Annotated in this window: 16 protein-coding genes; 12 read left to right on the top strand and 4 right to left on the bottom strand. The window is 63.4% G+C overall.

Features of this window, described 5'->3' with window-relative positions; translation table 11 throughout:
* Window positions 1-110 precede the first annotated feature (110 nt).
* Complete coding sequence (gene purB / locus MchiMG62_RS04630) at window positions 111-1,451, top strand: adenylosuccinate lyase (RefSeq protein WP_221058088.1); 1,341 nt, start codon at window positions 111-113, stop codon at window positions 1,449-1,451.
* A gap of 18 nt (window positions 1,452-1,469) precedes the next feature.
* Here purB and MchiMG62_RS04625 read toward each other — a convergent pair whose 3' ends face one another.
* The 3 genes from MchiMG62_RS04625 to MchiMG62_RS13195 all read right to left on the bottom strand — a co-directional run bounded on the left by MchiMG62_RS04625 (window position 1,470) and on the right by MchiMG62_RS13195 (window position 2,864).
* Window positions 1,470-1,745 (bottom strand): winged helix-turn-helix domain-containing protein, encoded by a 276-nt coding sequence (locus tag MchiMG62_RS04625; protein ID WP_221058087.1) that lies wholly within the window; start codon window positions 1,743-1,745, stop codon window positions 1,470-1,472.
* Window positions 1,742-2,392 (bottom strand): hypothetical protein, encoded by a 651-nt coding sequence (locus MchiMG62_RS04620; RefSeq protein ID WP_221058086.1) that lies wholly within the window; start codon window positions 2,390-2,392, stop codon window positions 1,742-1,744. Before MchiMG62_RS04620 ends, MchiMG62_RS04625 begins: the two co-directional genes overlap by 4 nt.
* 199 nt (window positions 2,393-2,591) lie before the next feature.
* Complete coding sequence (locus tag MchiMG62_RS13195) at window positions 2,592-2,864, bottom strand: hypothetical protein (protein ID WP_243669894.1); 273 nt, start codon at window positions 2,862-2,864, stop codon at window positions 2,592-2,594.
* A 2-nt stretch (window positions 2,865-2,866) separates the two neighbouring features.
* On the opposite strand from MchiMG62_RS13195, the gene MchiMG62_RS13190 reads away from it, so the two are divergent.
* Window positions 2,867-3,109, top strand: coding sequence for a hypothetical protein (locus tag MchiMG62_RS13190; protein ID WP_244987798.1), 243 nt, complete (start codon window positions 2,867-2,869; stop codon window positions 3,107-3,109).
* 1,411 nt (window positions 3,110-4,520) lie between these two features.
* Window positions 4,521-5,678 (top strand): peptidase S9, encoded by a 1,158-nt coding sequence (locus tag MchiMG62_RS04610; RefSeq protein ID WP_244987797.1) that lies wholly within the window; start codon window positions 4,521-4,523, stop codon window positions 5,676-5,678.
* A gap of 86 nt (window positions 5,679-5,764) precedes the next feature.
* Here the strand turns inward: MchiMG62_RS04610 and MchiMG62_RS04605 are convergent, their stop codons facing one another.
* Window positions 5,765-5,977 (bottom strand): hypothetical protein, encoded by a 213-nt coding sequence (locus MchiMG62_RS04605; RefSeq protein WP_221058084.1) that lies wholly within the window; start codon window positions 5,975-5,977, stop codon window positions 5,765-5,767.
* Between the two features lie 21 nt (window positions 5,978-5,998).
* On the opposite strand from MchiMG62_RS04605, the gene MchiMG62_RS04600 reads away from it, so the two are divergent.
* The 9 genes from MchiMG62_RS04600 to dcd all read left to right on the top strand — a co-directional run bounded on the left by MchiMG62_RS04600 (window position 5,999) and on the right by dcd (window position 15,243).
* Window positions 5,999-6,319, top strand: a complete 321-nt coding sequence (locus MchiMG62_RS04600) for a hypothetical protein (RefSeq protein WP_221058083.1) — start codon at window positions 5,999-6,001, stop codon at window positions 6,317-6,319.
* 156 nt (window positions 6,320-6,475) lie between these two features.
* Window positions 6,476-7,483, top strand: coding sequence for an asparagine synthase C-terminal domain-containing protein (locus tag MchiMG62_RS04595; RefSeq protein WP_244987796.1), 1,008 nt, complete (start codon window positions 6,476-6,478; stop codon window positions 7,481-7,483).
* Entirely contained in the window at window positions 7,473-7,742 is a 270-nt protein-coding gene (gene gatC, locus MchiMG62_RS04590; protein WP_221058082.1) for an Asp-tRNA(Asn)/Glu-tRNA(Gln) amidotransferase subunit GatC, read from the top strand. Before MchiMG62_RS04595 ends, gatC begins: the two co-directional genes overlap by 11 nt.
* Window positions 7,743-9,044 carry an Asp-tRNA(Asn)/Glu-tRNA(Gln) amidotransferase subunit GatA gene (gatA, locus tag MchiMG62_RS04585; RefSeq protein ID WP_221058081.1) on the top strand — a complete coding sequence of 434 codons (1,302 nt, stop codon included), beginning with the start codon at window positions 7,743-7,745 and terminating at the stop codon, window positions 9,042-9,044.
* Window positions 9,041-10,456 carry an Asp-tRNA(Asn)/Glu-tRNA(Gln) amidotransferase subunit GatB gene (gene gatB, locus MchiMG62_RS04580; protein ID WP_221058080.1) on the top strand — a complete coding sequence of 472 codons (1,416 nt, stop codon included), beginning with the start codon at window positions 9,041-9,043 and terminating at the stop codon, window positions 10,454-10,456. Before gatA ends, gatB begins: the two co-directional genes overlap by 4 nt.
* A gap of 6 nt (window positions 10,457-10,462) precedes the next feature.
* Window positions 10,463-13,258 carry a DNA topoisomerase I gene (locus tag MchiMG62_RS04575; RefSeq protein WP_221058079.1) on the top strand — a complete coding sequence of 932 codons (2,796 nt, stop codon included), beginning with the start codon at window positions 10,463-10,465 and terminating at the stop codon, window positions 13,256-13,258.
* 4 nt (window positions 13,259-13,262) lie between these two features.
* Window positions 13,263-13,955 carry a phosphoglycerol geranylgeranyltransferase gene (locus tag MchiMG62_RS04570; protein ID WP_221058078.1) on the top strand — a complete coding sequence of 231 codons (693 nt, stop codon included), beginning with the start codon at window positions 13,263-13,265 and terminating at the stop codon, window positions 13,953-13,955.
* 3 nt (window positions 13,956-13,958) lie between these two features.
* The gene (locus MchiMG62_RS04565) at window positions 13,959-14,657 is read left to right on the top strand and encodes an RNA methyltransferase (RefSeq protein ID WP_221058077.1); all 699 of its coding nucleotides are present in this window, start codon (window positions 13,959-13,961) and stop codon (window positions 14,655-14,657) included.
* Between the two features lie 22 nt (window positions 14,658-14,679).
* The gene (gene dcd / locus MchiMG62_RS04560) at window positions 14,680-15,243 is read left to right on the top strand and encodes a dCTP deaminase (RefSeq protein WP_074369321.1); all 564 of its coding nucleotides are present in this window, start codon (window positions 14,680-14,682) and stop codon (window positions 15,241-15,243) included.
* Window positions 15,244-15,321: the final 78 nt, after the last annotated feature.

Genomic DNA, 15,321 nt, shown 5'->3' with positions numbered 1-15,321 from the left:
GAATAGGCCTCCATAGCGATAGAACCGGGGCGACAGTCTGCTTCCCGGGGAGTGGAGAGCAGCCTTCCGGCAACCCTTTTTTGTAGCGAGAATGCCAACACTTCTCTACTATGGCAATCCATCCCATCGACTACCGGTACGGCACCCCGGAGATGCGTGCCGTCTGGAACGAGGAGAACCGCTTCCGGGCGATCGTCACGGCCGAAGTGGCGCTGGCCCGGGCTGAGGCGGCGCACGGGATGATCCCCCGCGAGGATGCGGAGACGATCGCAGCCTCCGCACCCGAGGCGCGCCTCGAGCGGGCGAAGGAGATCGAGGCCGAGATCAATCACGACATGATGGCGATCGTCAAGGCCGTCACCGAGGTCTGCGGCGACGCCGGGCGGTGGATCCACTACGGCGCGACCTCGAACGACATCCTGGATACGGCGACCGCCCTGCAGGTCCGCGAGAGCCTTGCGCTCATCGAGGAGAAACTGGGCAGACTCCTCGGCGTGCTTCTCGCCCGGAGCGCCGAGACGAAGACCCTTGTCTGCGCCGGCCGCACCCACGGGCAGATCGGCGTCCCGACCACCTACGGCCTCCGGTTCGCGATCTGGGCGAGCGAGGTCTCCCGGCACATCGAGCGGCTCCGCCAGATGCGCCCGCGGGTCGTCGTCGGGCAGCTCACCGGTGCCGTAGGCACCCAGGCGGCCCTCGGGGATGTCGGTATCGAGATACAGGAGACGATGATGGAGTTCCTCGGGATCCGGCCGGTGGACGTCTCGAACCAGATCATAGCCCGGGACCGCTACGCGGAGTACTTCATGCTCCTTGCAAACATCGCGACCACGCTGGACAAGATCGGCCTTGAACTCCGGCTGATGCAGCGCTCCGAGATCGGGGAGCTCGCGGAGGCGTTCGGGAAGAAACAGGTGGGTTCGAGCACGATGCCCCACAAGAGAAACCCGATCAAGAGCGAGCAGGTCTGCGGCCTTGCCCGGATCGTCCGCTCCGCGGTCGAGCCGGCACTGCAGAACAACGTCCTCTGGGACGAGCGCGACCTGACGAACTCCTCCCCGGAGCGGGTGCTCTTCCCCGAGGCGTCGGTGCTCGCCGACCACATCCTCAACGTGATGATCGGCGTGATGGAGGGCCTCGAGTTCAACAAGAAGAACATCCGAAAGAACCTGATGATGCTCCGGGGCGTGAACCTCGCCGAGTCGGTGATGATCGACCTCACGAGGCGGGGCATGAACCGGCAGGAGGCCCATGAGGTGATGCGGACGGCGAGCATGCAGGCCCTCGCCGAAGACCGCGACCTCAGCCAGGTGCTCGGTGAGCGAGCCGAGGTCACGAAGTTCGTCACCCGCGAGGAACTCGACGCTCTCCTCGACCCGGACACCTACATCGGGACGGCCGTCCGGCAGGTGGAGCGGCTGATCGAGAAACTCAAGCCGCTCTGCCGGTGAAGGGATCCCGGGCGGCCCTCATAGTTTGAACCGGGGAGGGGCATCGAAGAGTTTGCGATAGAGCGAACCAAAGAGCGCGGTGTACTCTCCGGCCCTCTCGGTGGAGAGGTACCGGGTCTTGTCCCCCTCCACCACTTCAACGATATACCCTTTTTCCACGAGAAACCGGAGATACTCCTGCCCGGTCTTCGAGTTCAGGTCGCACCGGTTGATGATGCCGGTAAACGACTGCGGCGTTCTGCAGAAGACCAGAATCTCCCAGTAGATCTCGAACGCCGTCCTGCGCCCGCTCATCGCCGATCCAGCTCCAGCGTTTCTTTCAGGAGAGACTCAGACTCCTCGATCCTGTCGAGCCGCTCGTCCCAGACCCTTGCGAACCGGGAGAAGTAGTACGAGGAGGCGAGGCTGGTAAGGGCAATCCCGATCGTGAGGAGCATGAACGGGATGACCAGGTAGTTGTCGAGGGTGAAGGAGATGCCGCCCGCTGAGATAGAGAGGTGCTCCAGGCCGACGGCAACCCCGAGGAGAAACGAGCAGACGCCGCCGAGCGTGCAGACCAGGATCATGGTACGGATGGTTGCGCGGTTGTCGCGGTAATGCGAGAGCATCCTTACGATGAGACGGGTGAGAGCCTCGTCCGGCACCTCGCCTCCCTTCTCATCCAGATCATCTTTGATCGCCTCGGTCCCTTCGAATATCCTGATGCTGGTGAGAATCCAGCGAAGGCCCATAAGGGTGGCGACAAGTGCGACGAACAGGACGACAGGGGAATAGATCACATACAGCGCGGCGGAGAAGGTCTCGTACATAGAGACCGCCTCTCCGACGAGCACGCTGATGCCGAGCGCCATCACAACTGCGGCAAAGACGACGTTCGCGATGGTAACAACATAGAAGTGCCGAATCTCGCTTCTGAATCGGACGGGTGCTGATTCGTGCATGGGGGTATTCACCGGTCTATCTATCTATTCGCGTTCTGCAAATAAAGGGGATGAAACTAAGATACGTATCGATGTTTCGCAGGCATATCCAAACGAACAGCCGATACCGGCCGACCCCTTGCTCAAAATAGAATAACGAGACGGGAGTCGGATCAGAACAGAGCGCGGCCCCCCGCCGGAGAAAGAGGGTGGTGGCGATTCAGACGGGATGCACCATCGCATCCCGTTCGGCCGCCACGATCTCCCGCAGGAGCCCGAAAGGTCGGCGATCAAGTAGTGCCCTGCCGGCATGTTCAGAACTTTTCCGCGATGCCGTAACCGTATGACCGCAGTACCTCGCTGCTTCGGGTATGCGGCAAGCACGAGCCCCCGCGACTCCAGAAACTCCTTCGGCGGAGACGATGGAGATGGGCTGGATCTGTTCGTCTTCGCCGGGCACCATCGACCAGGTATGGATGTAGTAGTCGACCAAGTATGGATGTAGTAGATGTCCGGCAGCCCCTCTTCTTCGTGCAGGTAGAGATCGCTTCCGCGCCCGAATGCCCTGCCTGCGTTGCCGCCCCGTGGTGCGAGGTAGAGCCAGACGTCACGGTCGGTGTCGAGGAGGATCTCACCTTTCTCGGATTGAATACATTTCTTCATGGTCAGTCACCTCTGCCCCGCTGGCCGTGCAGGGCGATTCGGCAGGCGGCGGCGATGACCCCGAAAGCCCGGTGAGGTGGCCACACCCTTCCGCGGCCCGGGCCGAGGAACAGGAGGTTCCGCCACCGCCCACCAGGTAGAGATATCATGACGAGTACCATATATTTTGATAATTTTAATATTAAGTACTACAATTTAAATCATTTGTAGCATAAATATCCCGGACGGCGTCACCGTCCCGGTCTTTTGCCGTCCGACCGACCCCGGCTCCCCGGCATGCCGGACAGTGCCCCGGGAACCAACCGATACAAGAAAACCAGATCTCTTGAACCTCTTCCGCGCCTGCTCCCGACGAACACAACTCCCGGGCACGACGGTTCACCGAACGTGCACCTGACGATGCTCGAAGGACGCTCCCTGAGGGGCATCCTGATCCTGAGGATGCACGCCTCCCCGGGGCAACCCTTGAAGATACACTCGGCGGGATATGGTCGAGCGTGGTGGCGCTGATCCTCTAGCCCGTCGTCGTCTTTGCCGTCGCATACACGCGGTTCATGCGGACGGATATCCGATGATAGACGGGCGCGCACTTTCGCTCCCCGGGAAGGGCTGCATCGGAGGCAAGCCGATTATTCCGCCGGGTTTCGATATTCGGGGAAGGTATGCAGGATTCTTACCGGGGTATGCACTCATACCCGCGATCCGGGGACCGAGGTACATTTCCACTGGAGATCGGCCGTGCTGCCGGGAGATGGCACAACGAGGGCATGTCAGGAGAATGCGACGGCCCGGGTACAGCCACGACAGTTCGATGCTTGTCACAGAAAAGGTATATGGGGGAACGTTGACGCCTTGAACGGTGACACTGTGTACGGTATCCCGCGGGGGCCGGGAACCCCGATTGCCGTCGTATCCCGGCCCCCAAAAGCGTGCCCGGAGGGCAATAGGGCTGCTGGGTGCCGGGGGATAGCCGTTGCGGTTCCGTGTTCCTCCAAGCACTGTTACGGAATTTCGAGTGACATAGTATTGCAATGGGAAGGGAATGTGCCAAATAGGATAGTGATGTGATGTCAATTGGTTCTTGTGGTCCTGTTCAGGACGTTAAATTGAACGCGTCGGCAAAGATTAATTCTGCAGAATTGTACCAGAGGGATAACGGTACCCGCTATGTTGTAATAGACTGGTATGTAAGTGGATGTTTCGATTATAGTCGACAGTTCACGTTCACGAGCTGCGAACTCAGTACAACGATCAAAGTGAGTTGGCCTAGTGGTTCGAGTGAGATCGTGAAACCTCTCTATACCGATTACTGCATACAGTCCGGTACGGACAACATAGCTGTGGCGCCTTCAGCTTCCCCCTATACAGTGGAAGTAAAAGTACATGCTGAATGTTGGGTCTGGGTTATCACATGGACAAATATCGGTAGAGAGGATGCTGCCGCTTCCTGCGTTATATACCCATGAAACGTACAGGAGAGGTCTGTGTGAATCAAAAAACGATCTGTATCGTCCTGTTGCTGATCGCGTCCGCTCTCCCGGCAGCGGCTGCACCCGTTGTTCAACTGACAAACGATTCGGCATTCGATGCGTATCCCTTCTGGTCGCCAGACGGTGCCAGGATCGCCTTCGTCTCATCCGACGGAGTCCATGCCGGTATCCGGGTGATGGAGCGTGACGGCCGGATCCTGACGCAGGTGACGGCCGACCGTTCGTGGAATCTCTTCACCGAGTTCGATCCCTGGTCGCCGGACGGGGAGAAACTCCTCTTCCTCTCCGACGACGGAGGAGGGCTCGACCTCTGGACGATGAACCCGGACGGGACCGGGAAGGTGCGCCTGACCGAAGGCGGCCGCATCACCCCCAGTCCGGGGCTCTCCGGCTACGGGGCGGACTGGAGCGCCGATGGAAAGCGGATAGTCTATACCTCCTGCCTCTTTGAGAATGCGGCCATCCAGGAAGGGTCGCCTGCGGTGAACCTCTCGGCCATCCGCACGGAAGCGAATATCTGGATCATGGACGCGGACGGGGGTAACAAGAAGCAGCTGACGAGCGACGGGGATGCACGTCTGCCCCTGTGGCAGCCGCAGGGGGACAGGATCGCATACCTCGCAGACAGATCCGGGAGCCGGGAGATCTGGACCGTGCAGAGCGACGGAACGGGCAAGACACAGGTGACGTTCAGCGAGGGGAGCGTATCCGGGTATTCCTGGTCCCCGGACGGTGCCAGGATCGCCTACGTCGTCGCGTCACCGCCGGGGACATTGCCGGAGTTCTCTCTCTGGGTTATCGATAGCGACGGATCGTGTTCGGAGCAATTGACAACCGGAAACCGGGACAAATCACCGGTCTGGTCGCAGGACGGTACTAGGATCGCCTTCCGGTCGGAATCGCGGGACCAGACGCTCTGGGTGATGATGAGCAACGGTTCCGACCTCGCACCCCTCGGCCCCGATAACCCGGCATTCATGATGCAGCAGTGGTCTCCCGACGGCAGAACGATTGTCGTGAGCGATGGAAACGACCTGTCTGCAATCCAACTCGAAGACCCGGCGGCACCCGCGTCGCCGGGATTTGAGGTAGTTTCTGCAGCGGGTGCACTGCTTCTCACAGTATGTCTGCTCAGACTGCGAAAACAGGAATGAAGGGGAGCGGAAATGTGCCGCACGAAGACGATTACCGGTGGAGCGCGACGCGTTAACGGGTGTCGCCATCGCCGTCTTCACGCCGCTCACTCCTTCTCCCGTGCTCCCCGCAGTGTTTTTACATCCCCCACGGTCACCACGCGAACCACACCGCTCGGGACGTCGCCTCCGGCATCGCCCATCCGGTCCTCGATCCAGCCCTCCATCTCCAGGTACGCCGCCCGCAACCCTTCGAGAACATCCGGATCGGCATCCCAGAGGGCGCGTTCGTGCGCTTCAAGCAGCCGTCTCCCGATCACCTCCAGCGCCCAGGGATTCTCGTGGGAGCAGACGTTCGCGAGCGGGAACGGCGTGGGGGGACGCTTTCGCTCGATACGTCGGTGGAGACGATGAAGATCAACCGGACTTCCCAGTCACCGCCCACGATTGAAATCGTGGTCAATACAGGCCTCCCGGTTCCGCTGAACACGCCACTCTGGGAGGCGTGCAACGAGACGCTACACGAGACAAGGACATATGCCAATGTCGTTAACTGCACGTCCTCCTCCAGAGACGGCCGGGTGACGCTCACCTTTGCCGAGGGCCACGCGCCCGAGGTGACGCTGCGTCCTGCCAGGATCGCCATATCCGCCCGGGGGTGACAGATTCAGGCGGAAACCCCCCAAACGCCCGCATTTGGCGCCGGCCGGTGTACGCACATTTATAATTCACCAGTGCAAACACTGAAGCGGATCCGTTTTTTTGAGGCGCGCGCATACCGCGTGAGCCTCCCGGCGATACCTGCCGGATTACGGAATATGCCGGCCATGAACCTGACGGGATGGATCGAACGCGACGGGGTGCGGCTTTCACCGACTGACGTGGAGCGGATGCTCAGCGAGGAACCGGAGGCCCTCACCCGGTGCGGCGGCGAGTTCCTGCTCACCTACGGTGATTGCACCGCACGTGACGCATTCGGGATCATGCCCGGCCCGGTTCCGCCGGGAACCATATGCTGCGGCGGGCGGGAGGTTGCCCGGGTAGCCCCCGACCCGGCGCCCTGCACGCTTGAAGAGGCGATCGTCACCGCAGTCAGCCTCCGGAGCGACGAGGGCGTCGTGGCGTTCTCCGGCGGCGTGGACTCTGCTCTCGTCGCCCGCCTCGCCCGCCTCCCCTGCGTGGCCGTGGGGCTCCGCGGGTCGCACGACGTCAGGCGGGCCGCCGCAGCCGCCCGGATGATGGGGCTCGACCTCGAGATCGTCACACCGACCGAGGACGAGGTCGCGGAGACACTCGCCCGGGTCGTCCGGGCCATCCCCGACCCGACGAACCCCCTCGAGGCCTCGATCGCGACGACCCTCTCCTTCGTCGCCGCGTGGGCGGAAGAGCGCGGCCATACCCGGATCCTCGCCGGGCAGGGGGCGGACGAGCTCTTCGGCGGCTACGCCCGCTACCTCGCCTCCCCCGACCTCGCAGCGGAACTCGAACGGGACCTCGCGGACCATGGACGCCAGAGAGCGCGGGACCAGGCGGTGGCGGCGCTTCACGGGGCATACTTCTCGATGCCCTACCTCGATGTCAGGGTGGTGCGCGCCGCTCAAGGGATCCCGGCCAGGGAGAAGGTGCGCGGCGGGGTGAGAAAACACCCCCTGCGCGAGATCGCGGAGCGGCACATTCCCGCCGAAATCGCCCGGGCCGAGAAGAAAGCGATGCAATACGGGAGCGGGATCTGGAGAGCGATACAACGGCTCGCACGTGACAATGGTTATAAAAAGTCGGTACAAGGGTACTTAACGGAGATCAGTAGGGCGGAACATGATTACTGAGAGCGATATTGAGCATATAGCAGAACTTGCGGATATCGGCATATCAAGAGACGAGGTGCCGGAGTTCACCAAACAGTTCAACGCGATCGTCGAGTACTTCGAGGTCCTCGACACCGTCGAGGGCGAGAGCGCCCCGGTCGTCGGGATCACCAACGTCTTCCGGGAAGACGAGCCCCGACCGGGCTTCTCGCAGGAAGAGGCACTCGCGAACGCGGGGTCGACCGAGAACGGATTTATCAAGGCGCCGAGGGTGATGTGAGTGGCGGGAACCCTCGACTTCTCGCCGGACGACCGGTACAATGCCTTCATCACCACCTGCCGCCAGGCGCCGTTCTCTGACGGGACGCTCGCCGGCACCGCCGTCGCGGTCAAGGACAACATCTCCACGACAGGGATACGGACCACCTGCGGATCGAAGATCCTCGAGGGCTACGTCCCGCCGTATGACGCCCACGTCGTGGAGCTCCTCCGGCAGGCAGGTGCCGCGATCGTCGGCAAGACCAACATGGATGAGTTCGGGATGGGCTCCACCACCGAGACGAGCGCGTTCGGCCCCACCAGAAACCCGGCAGACCCGGAGCGGGTGCCCGGCGGTTCGTCCGGCGGGAGCGCCGCCGCCGTCGCCGCGGGCCTCGTCCCGATGGCGCTCGGCACCGATACCGGCGGCTCGATCCGGTGCCCCGCGGCGTTCTGCGGGATCGTGGGCCTCAAACCCACCTACGGCCGGGTCTCCCGCTACGGCCTCATCGCCTACGCAAACTCCCTCGAACAGGTCGGGCCGATGGCGCGGACGGTCGAGGATGTATCGAGGCTGATGTCGGTGATCGCGCACTACGACCCCCGCGACTCGACGATGCTCGACCGCCCGTATGACCACCGGCCTGTAGCCGAGGTCAAAGGGCTCAGGATCGGGATACCCGAAGAGTACTTCGGCGAAGGCGTCGACCCCCGTGTGGGAGAGAGAGTCCGGGACGCCATCGGCGTCCTCGAAGGGCTCGGGGCCGAGACGGTCCCGGTGAGCATCCCCGGGATGCGGCACGCGCTCGCGGCCTACTACGTCATCTGCACGAGCGAAGCCTCCTCAAACCTCGCGAGGTTCGACGGCGTCCGCTACGGCCCGGCGGTCGATACCAGGAAATCCTGGCACGAAGCCTACCAGGATCTGCGGCTGGAGTTGTTCGGCGCCGAGGTCCGGCGCCGGATCATGCTCGGGACCTTCGCCCTCTCGGCCGGTTACGCCGGCCGGTACTACGCGAAGGCGCAGGTAGCCCGCCGAAAGATCCGGGAGGACTTCGAGCGAGCCCTTCGGGAAGCGGACGTCATCGCCGGCCCGACGATGCCGACGGTCGCCTTCCGTCTCGGCGAGAAGACCGACCCGATCTCGATGTACCTCTCAGACATCCTCACGGCGCCCGCGAACCTCGCCGGGATCCCGGCGATATCCGTCCCGTGCGGCAGGGTGGACGGACTCCCCGTGGGCCTCCAGATCATGGGAAGACAGTTTGAGGACGAGCGCGTCGTCGATGTCGCGTTTGCCTACGAGCAGGAGGTGAGGGCATGAAGACGATCGTCGGGCTCGAGATCCACGTCCAGCTCTCGACCGCGACAAAGCTCTTCTGCGGGTGCTCGACCGACTACCGCGACGACGAGCCGAACACCCACTGTTGTCCGGTCTGTCTCGGCCTCCCCGGCGCGCTCCCGCGCCTGAACAAAAGAGCGGTCGAGTACGGCCTGAAGGTGGCGAAAGCCCTCGATATGAAGGTCCCGGAAGAGTCGGAGTTCGCCCGGAAGAACTACTTCTATCCCGATCTCGCAAAAGCCTACCAGATCACCCAGAGCGATAAACCGCTCGCGGTAGAGGGGACAGTCGAGATCGAGGACGACGAGGGGCACGAGAAGATCGTCCGGATCACCCGGGCGCACCTCGAAGAAGACCCCGGAAGGCTCATCCACGTCGCGGGCGGGTCGAAGTACTCGCTCGTCGACTACAACCGATCGGGTATCCCCCTCCTTGAGATCGTCACCGAACCGGACATGCGCTCTCCACAGGAGGCGCGCCGGTTCCTCAACAAACTCCGGACGATCCTCGAGTATCTCGGCGTCTTCGACGGCGAGCGGGAGGGCGGCCTCCGCGTGGATGCAAACATATCGATTGAGGGCTCCGAACGGGTCGAGGTCAAGAACATCTCCTCCTACAAGGGCGTCGAGAAAGCCCTCACCTTCGAGATGACCCGGCAGAAGAACCTGCTCCGGCGCGGCCAGAAGGTGGCGCGAGAGACCCGGCACTTCATGGAAGGGCGCGGGATCACCACCTCCGCCCGCAGCAAGGAGGAGGCGCACGACTACCGCTACTTCCCCGACCCGGACCTCCCGCCGCTCCGGGTCGCAGACTGGGTCGCGGCAATCGACCTTCCTGAACTGCCTGTCGCCCGGAAGAACCGGTTCATGGCGCAGTACGGCATATCGCTCAACCACGCCAGAACCCTGACGGGAGACCCGAAGCTCGCCGACTTCTACGAGGAGGTCGCTCACGTCGACCCCGTCCTCGCCGCCACCTGGGTGGCCGACACGCTCCTTGGAGAACTCAACTACCGCGAGATGAGCATCGCCGCCGTCCCGGCCGAGCGCATCGCGGAACTCCTCGCGCTTCTGCGGTCGGAGACGATCACCGATGCGGCCGGCGTCCAGGTTCTGCGGGAGATGCTCGATGCCTGCGCCGCCGGCAAGCCCTGCGAACCTCCCGCCGCGATCATGGAGCGCGAGGGGCTCGCCAGGGCCACGGGAGGCGAGTTCACGCAGGTCGTCGAGAAGGTGGTCGCCGCGAACCCCCAGGCCGTGGAGGACTACCGGGCCGGCAAGAAAGGAGCCCTGAACTTCCTCGTGGGGCAGGTGATGAAGGAGACCCGCGGGCGGGCAGACCCGCGGGAACTCGGCCGCATCGTATCCGGGTACATTGATACAGGCGGGGTGTAATCCGCAGTGCATCTGATCATCGCAGAGAAGAACATCTCGGCAAACCGGATCGCGCAGATCCTCGCCGGCAGCGAGAAGGTGAGAGCGACGAAGGACGGAAGCGTATCCACCTACTCCTTCGACACGAAGACGGTGGTCGGCCTCAAAGGGCACGTGGTGGAGGTGGACTTCGAGCCCGGCTACACGAACTGGCGGAGCGAGACCCATACGCCACGGAGCCTCATCGACGCGGGCATCGTCAAGAAACCGACCGAGAAGAAGATCGTCAACCTCATCCAGAAACTCTCGAAGAAGGCTGACCTCGTCACCATTGCCACTGATTACGATACGGAAGGAGAACTGATCGGGAAGGAGGCCTACGAACTCGTCCGTGCGGTGAACCCCGGCGTCAGGATCAACCGGGCCCGGTTCTCCGCGATAACCCCGGCGGAGATCCGTTCCGCGTTCGAGAACCTGACCGACCTCGACTTCGACCTCGCGGCCGCCGGCGAGGCCCGCCAGGCGGTCGACCTTATGTGGGGCGCGTCGCTGACCCGGTTCATCAGCCTCGCGGCACGCCGGGGCGGCACGAATATCCTCTCCGTCGGCCGGGTCCAGAGCCCGACGCTCGCCATGATCGTTGACCGGGAGCGCGAGATCGAGAGTTTCGTCCCCCAGACCTACTGGATGCTCTCACTCGAAACCGAGAAGGACGGTGTAGCGATCGAGGCGCGGCACACCGCCGGGCGGTTCACCGACCACGATGCGGCCCTCGCCGCGGAGGCGGGAACAAAGGAGCCGCTCATCGTCACGGACGTGAAGGAGGGGCAGAAAGTCGACCGGGCGCCGACGCCGTTCGACACCACGACGTTCATCGTCGCGGCGAGCCGCCTGGGCCTTTCGGCGGCAAACGCGATGCGGATCGCCGAAGACCTCTACATGAACGGGTACATCTCCTACCCGAGGACCGATAACACGGTCTACCCGAAGTCGCTGAACCTGGACACGATCCTCAATACCCTCAAAGGAGGAATCTTCGATAAGGATGTCGCCTGGGTGCAGCAGAACCGGCGGCCCGTCCCGACCCGGGGCAAGAAGGAGAGCACCGACCACCCGCCGATCCACCCGACAGGGGCGGCGGCCCGGGAGGCTCTCGGGCAGGACCGGTGGAAGGTCTACGAACTCGTCGTGCGCCGGTTCCTCGCGACCCTCTCCCCCGACGCGAAGTGGACGACGACGAGATGCACCTTCGACGCGGCCGGCGAGCCCTACAAGGCCACGGGCGGCAGACTCCTCTACCCCGGGTGGCGCCGGGTCTACCCCTACTCGGAGGCGAAGGAGAACATCCTCCCGGTGCTCGCCCCGGGTGAGAGGCTGCCGATCAGGGAGGTGAACCTCGAAGAGAAGGAGACGCAGCCGCCGGCGCGCTACTCCCAGAGCCGGCTCATCCAGGTGATGGAGGAACTCGGCCTCGGCACGAAGAGCACCCGGCACGAGGTGATCGGCAAACTTGTCTCCCGCCGCTACGTGGAAGGCAACCCGCTTCGCCCGACGCTCGTCGGCCGGGCGGTCATCGACGCGCTCGACAACCACGCCGAGACGATCACGGAGCCGGAGATGACCCGGACGCTCGAGGAGCACATGCAGCTCATCAAGCAGAGCCGGCGCTCCCGCGACGACGTCGTCACCGAGTCCCGCGAGATGCTTCATAAGGTCTTCGACAAACTCGAGGCGCATGAGTCGGAGATCGGCACCGAGATCATGGAGCAGACCGCCGAGGAGCATACCGTCGGCCCCTGCCCGGCCTGCGGCCACGATCTCCGGATCCGGCACATCGGCGTCTCCCAGTTCATCGGCTGCACCGGCTACCCCGAGTGCCGGTTCAACATCAGCCTGCCCGGCAGCACCTGGGGCAAGGCAATCCGGGTCGAAGCGACCTGCGGAGAGCACAACCTCTCCCACGTCCGCCTGATCCGGAAAGGCGCCCGCCCGTGGGACATCGGCTGTCCGCTCTGCAGCCATATCGCCTCGAACGTCGAGGCGCTCCGGATGATGCCCTCGATGACCGACGACCTCATGCACCGCCTGCACGCGCACCACATCTACACGGTCTCCGAGATCGCGGGCATGCAGCCTGAAGAACTCGCGAAGGCCGTCGGCGCCGGGACGAAAGAGGCCGCAGAGCTCGCGAGAGAGGCAGAGGATGCACTCGAGGTTCTCCGCCGCCGTTCGGAACTCAGGAAGTTCGTCAGAAAGATCGTGCCCCCGAGGAAGGGGCGGAGCCACGCGAAGATCATCAAGAACCTCCTCGAACAGGGGATCGGCGATATCCACGCGCTCTCGCTCGCCGACGTTGCGGCGATCAAGAAGGCCGGGATACCTGAGACCACCGGAACCGAACTCCTGGACGCGGCCCGCGGGCTCTGCAACGAGCGCGCCCTCCGGGAGGCCGGGGTTCCCGCAGTCAGCCTGAAGAAGTACCAGGCAGGCGGCGTCTCGAGCCCCGACGACCTCTGCTACCTCCCCATCCCCTACCTTGCAAGCAAAACCGGCATTAACCCGGAAACCGTACATAAACATGTGGATCTGGTCTGCAGGCACCTCGGTCGCCCCGCCCCCCAGAAGATCTCCAAGGCAGTCTTCGAGCGCGGGCGCAAAGAACTCCTGGAGATCCCCGGGCTCGGCGAGGCGACCGTGGACAGGCTCTACCTTGCAGGCATCTATGACGCCGCAACGCTTCGTGAAGCCGACCCGGAGAAGGTCTCCTCCATCACCGGCATCCCGAAGGCCAGACTCCGCGACTACATCGGCCACCTGAAGTGACACCATGCACGCGAACTGGAAGACCTGGGCACACGTAACGAAACTTGACCCTGATAAACGCCTCCCCGAGGGAGCCGTCGAGGAGATCGCGACGAGCGGAACCGACGCCCTGATGCTCTCGGGCACGCTGAACGTGACGCGGGAGAACCTCCATGAACTCCTGGATCTGGTCTCCTCCTACGGGCTGCCGCTGGTGGTGGAACCGGCGAGCCCCGACTGCGCCATCTTTGATAACGGGATCGACCACCTCTTCGTGCCGAGCGTGTTGAACACGAACGACGTCCGCTGGGTCGTCGGGAAGCACTACGCCTGGCTCCGCCAGGCGAGCAGTATCGACTGGGAGATGGTGGTGCCCGAGGCCTACATCGTCCTCAACCCGAACTCGGCCGTCGGCCGGGTGACGGGGGCGGACTGCAGCCTCTCGGGAGAGGACGTGGCCGCGTTCGCACAGGTCGCGGACCGCTACTTCCGGTTCCCCATCGTCTACATCGAGTACAGCGGAACCTACGGGGATCCCGCAATCGTGCAGGCGGCGTCCGAGGCGATCGAGCACGCCACCCTCTACTACGGCGGCGGGATCCGTTCGGCCGAGCAGGCGGCGGAGATGGGCCGCTATGCCGACACGATCGTCGTGGGGAACGCGGTCTACGAGGAAGGGATCGACGTGCTCCGGGCGACGGTCCGGGCGGTACAATGAGGCATGCCTGAGATCTCGATCGTCCTGGTCGAACCCCTCTACGAGGGAAACATCGGGTTTACCGCCCGGGTGATGAAGAACTTCGGGTTCACCCGGTTGGTTCTCGTCAACCCCTGCACGCTCGGCGACGACGCGACCATGCGCGCCTCCCACGCCCGCGACGTTCTCGAAGGCGCCCGGCAGATGACGGTCGAGGAGGTCTACCGGGAGTTCGACTTCGTGGTCGCGACGACCGGCGAGGTGAGCAAATCGGTCTGCACTCCGATGCGGATGCCCTACTACGCGCCGGCGGAGGTCAGGGAGATCGTCGGCGATATCGACGGGAAGGTCGCGATCCTCTTCGGGCGGGAGAACTGGGGGCTTGCGAATACCGAACTCAAACGGGCGAACCTCATCTGCACCATCCCGACCTCGGAGATCTATCCCATCCTCAACCTCTCCCACGCGGTGGGCATCCTCTGCTACGAGCTCGCGAACCTGCCGCGCGGGACTTACCCGCTCGCGGGGCAGGTCGAGATGGATTCGCTCTATCGGCACATCAGCGCCTTCCTCGACCGGATCGACCATCCGGACTTCAAGCGGGAGAATACGATGACGCTCATCCGCCGGGTGCTCGGCCGGACGAAACTGACCATCCGCGAGGCGAGCACCCTTCACGGGCTGATGCGCCGGACGGAGTGGCATCTCGAAAACAAAGAATAGGTTGCGGGAGAGATCTACTAGAATGATTCTTGTCGACTGGCAGATAGAGGATCGGATCAGGCGCGGGCATATCCGGGTAGACCCCTTCGAACCATCCCTGATCCAGCCAAATTCCCTGGATATCAGGCTCGGTTCGCACTTTGTCTGGTACGTTCCCGGAGAGACCGTGATCGACCCCTACGACAGAGAGACTGTCTGCAGAGAGACCGAGGAGACGGTGGCCGACTCGATCGTCCTTACACCGGGCCGGTTCCTCCTCGCCGAGACGCTCGAGTCGATCGAGCTCCCCGACGACGTCGTGGCGAGCATCGAGGGGAAGAGCAGCATCGCGCGCCTCGGGGTCGAGCTCCACCAGACGGGGGGCTGGATCGACGCGGGCTTTCGGGGGACGATCACGCTCGAGATGTGCAACGTGAACTCCCGGCCGGTCAAGGTCTATGCGGGGATGCCGATCGGGCAGCTGGTCTTCTACCGCACGGATCGTGCCGCGCGCCCGTACAACATGAAGCAGGACGCGAAGTACATGGACCAGCGGCAGGCGACCCTCTCCCGCTACCACGAGAACGCGCGCCGCGCACAGGAGTGACACCGGGAATCCGACAGGATGGCGGCCCGGGGTACGTGCTCCCTGCCCGCCGAGCGTCATGCACTATATAGCAGGAAA

The sequence above is a fragment of the Methanoculleus chikugoensis genome (assembly GCF_019669965.1).
In the GTDB taxonomy this organism is placed as follows: domain Archaea; phylum Halobacteriota; class Methanomicrobia; order Methanomicrobiales; family Methanoculleaceae; genus Methanoculleus; species Methanoculleus chikugoensis.
This window is presented reverse-complemented; position numbering and strand designations above follow the sequence as displayed.

What these genes read in the sequence shown, in the direction of transcription:
- MchiMG62_RS04625 (WP_221058087.1), bottom strand. Translation starts at nt 1,745, where the DNA reads ATGAGCGGGCGCAGGACGGCGTTCGAGATCTACTGGGAGATTCTGGTC.
- MchiMG62_RS04595 (WP_244987796.1), top strand. Translation starts at nt 6,476, where the DNA reads ATGCCGGCCATGAACCTGACGGGATGGATCGAACGCGACGGGGTGCGG.
- purB (WP_221058088.1), top strand. Translation starts at nt 111, where the DNA reads ATGGCAATCCATCCCATCGACTACCGGTACGGCACCCCGGAGATGCGT.
- MchiMG62_RS04565 (WP_221058077.1), top strand. Translation starts at nt 13,959, where the DNA reads ATGCCTGAGATCTCGATCGTCCTGGTCGAACCCCTCTACGAGGGAAAC.
- MchiMG62_RS04570 (WP_221058078.1), top strand. Translation starts at nt 13,263, where the DNA reads ATGCACGCGAACTGGAAGACCTGGGCACACGTAACGAAACTTGACCCT.
- MchiMG62_RS13190 (WP_244987798.1), top strand. Translation starts at nt 2,867, where the DNA reads ATGGATGTAGTAGATGTCCGGCAGCCCCTCTTCTTCGTGCAGGTAGAG.
- dcd (WP_074369321.1), top strand. Translation starts at nt 14,680, where the DNA reads ATGATTCTTGTCGACTGGCAGATAGAGGATCGGATCAGGCGCGGGCAT.
- gatC (WP_221058082.1), top strand. Translation starts at nt 7,473, where the DNA reads ATGATTACTGAGAGCGATATTGAGCATATAGCAGAACTTGCGGATATC.
- MchiMG62_RS04620 (WP_221058086.1), bottom strand. Translation starts at nt 2,392, where the DNA reads ATGCACGAATCAGCACCCGTCCGATTCAGAAGCGAGATTCGGCACTTC.
- gatB (WP_221058080.1), top strand. Translation starts at nt 9,041, where the DNA reads ATGAAGACGATCGTCGGGCTCGAGATCCACGTCCAGCTCTCGACCGCG.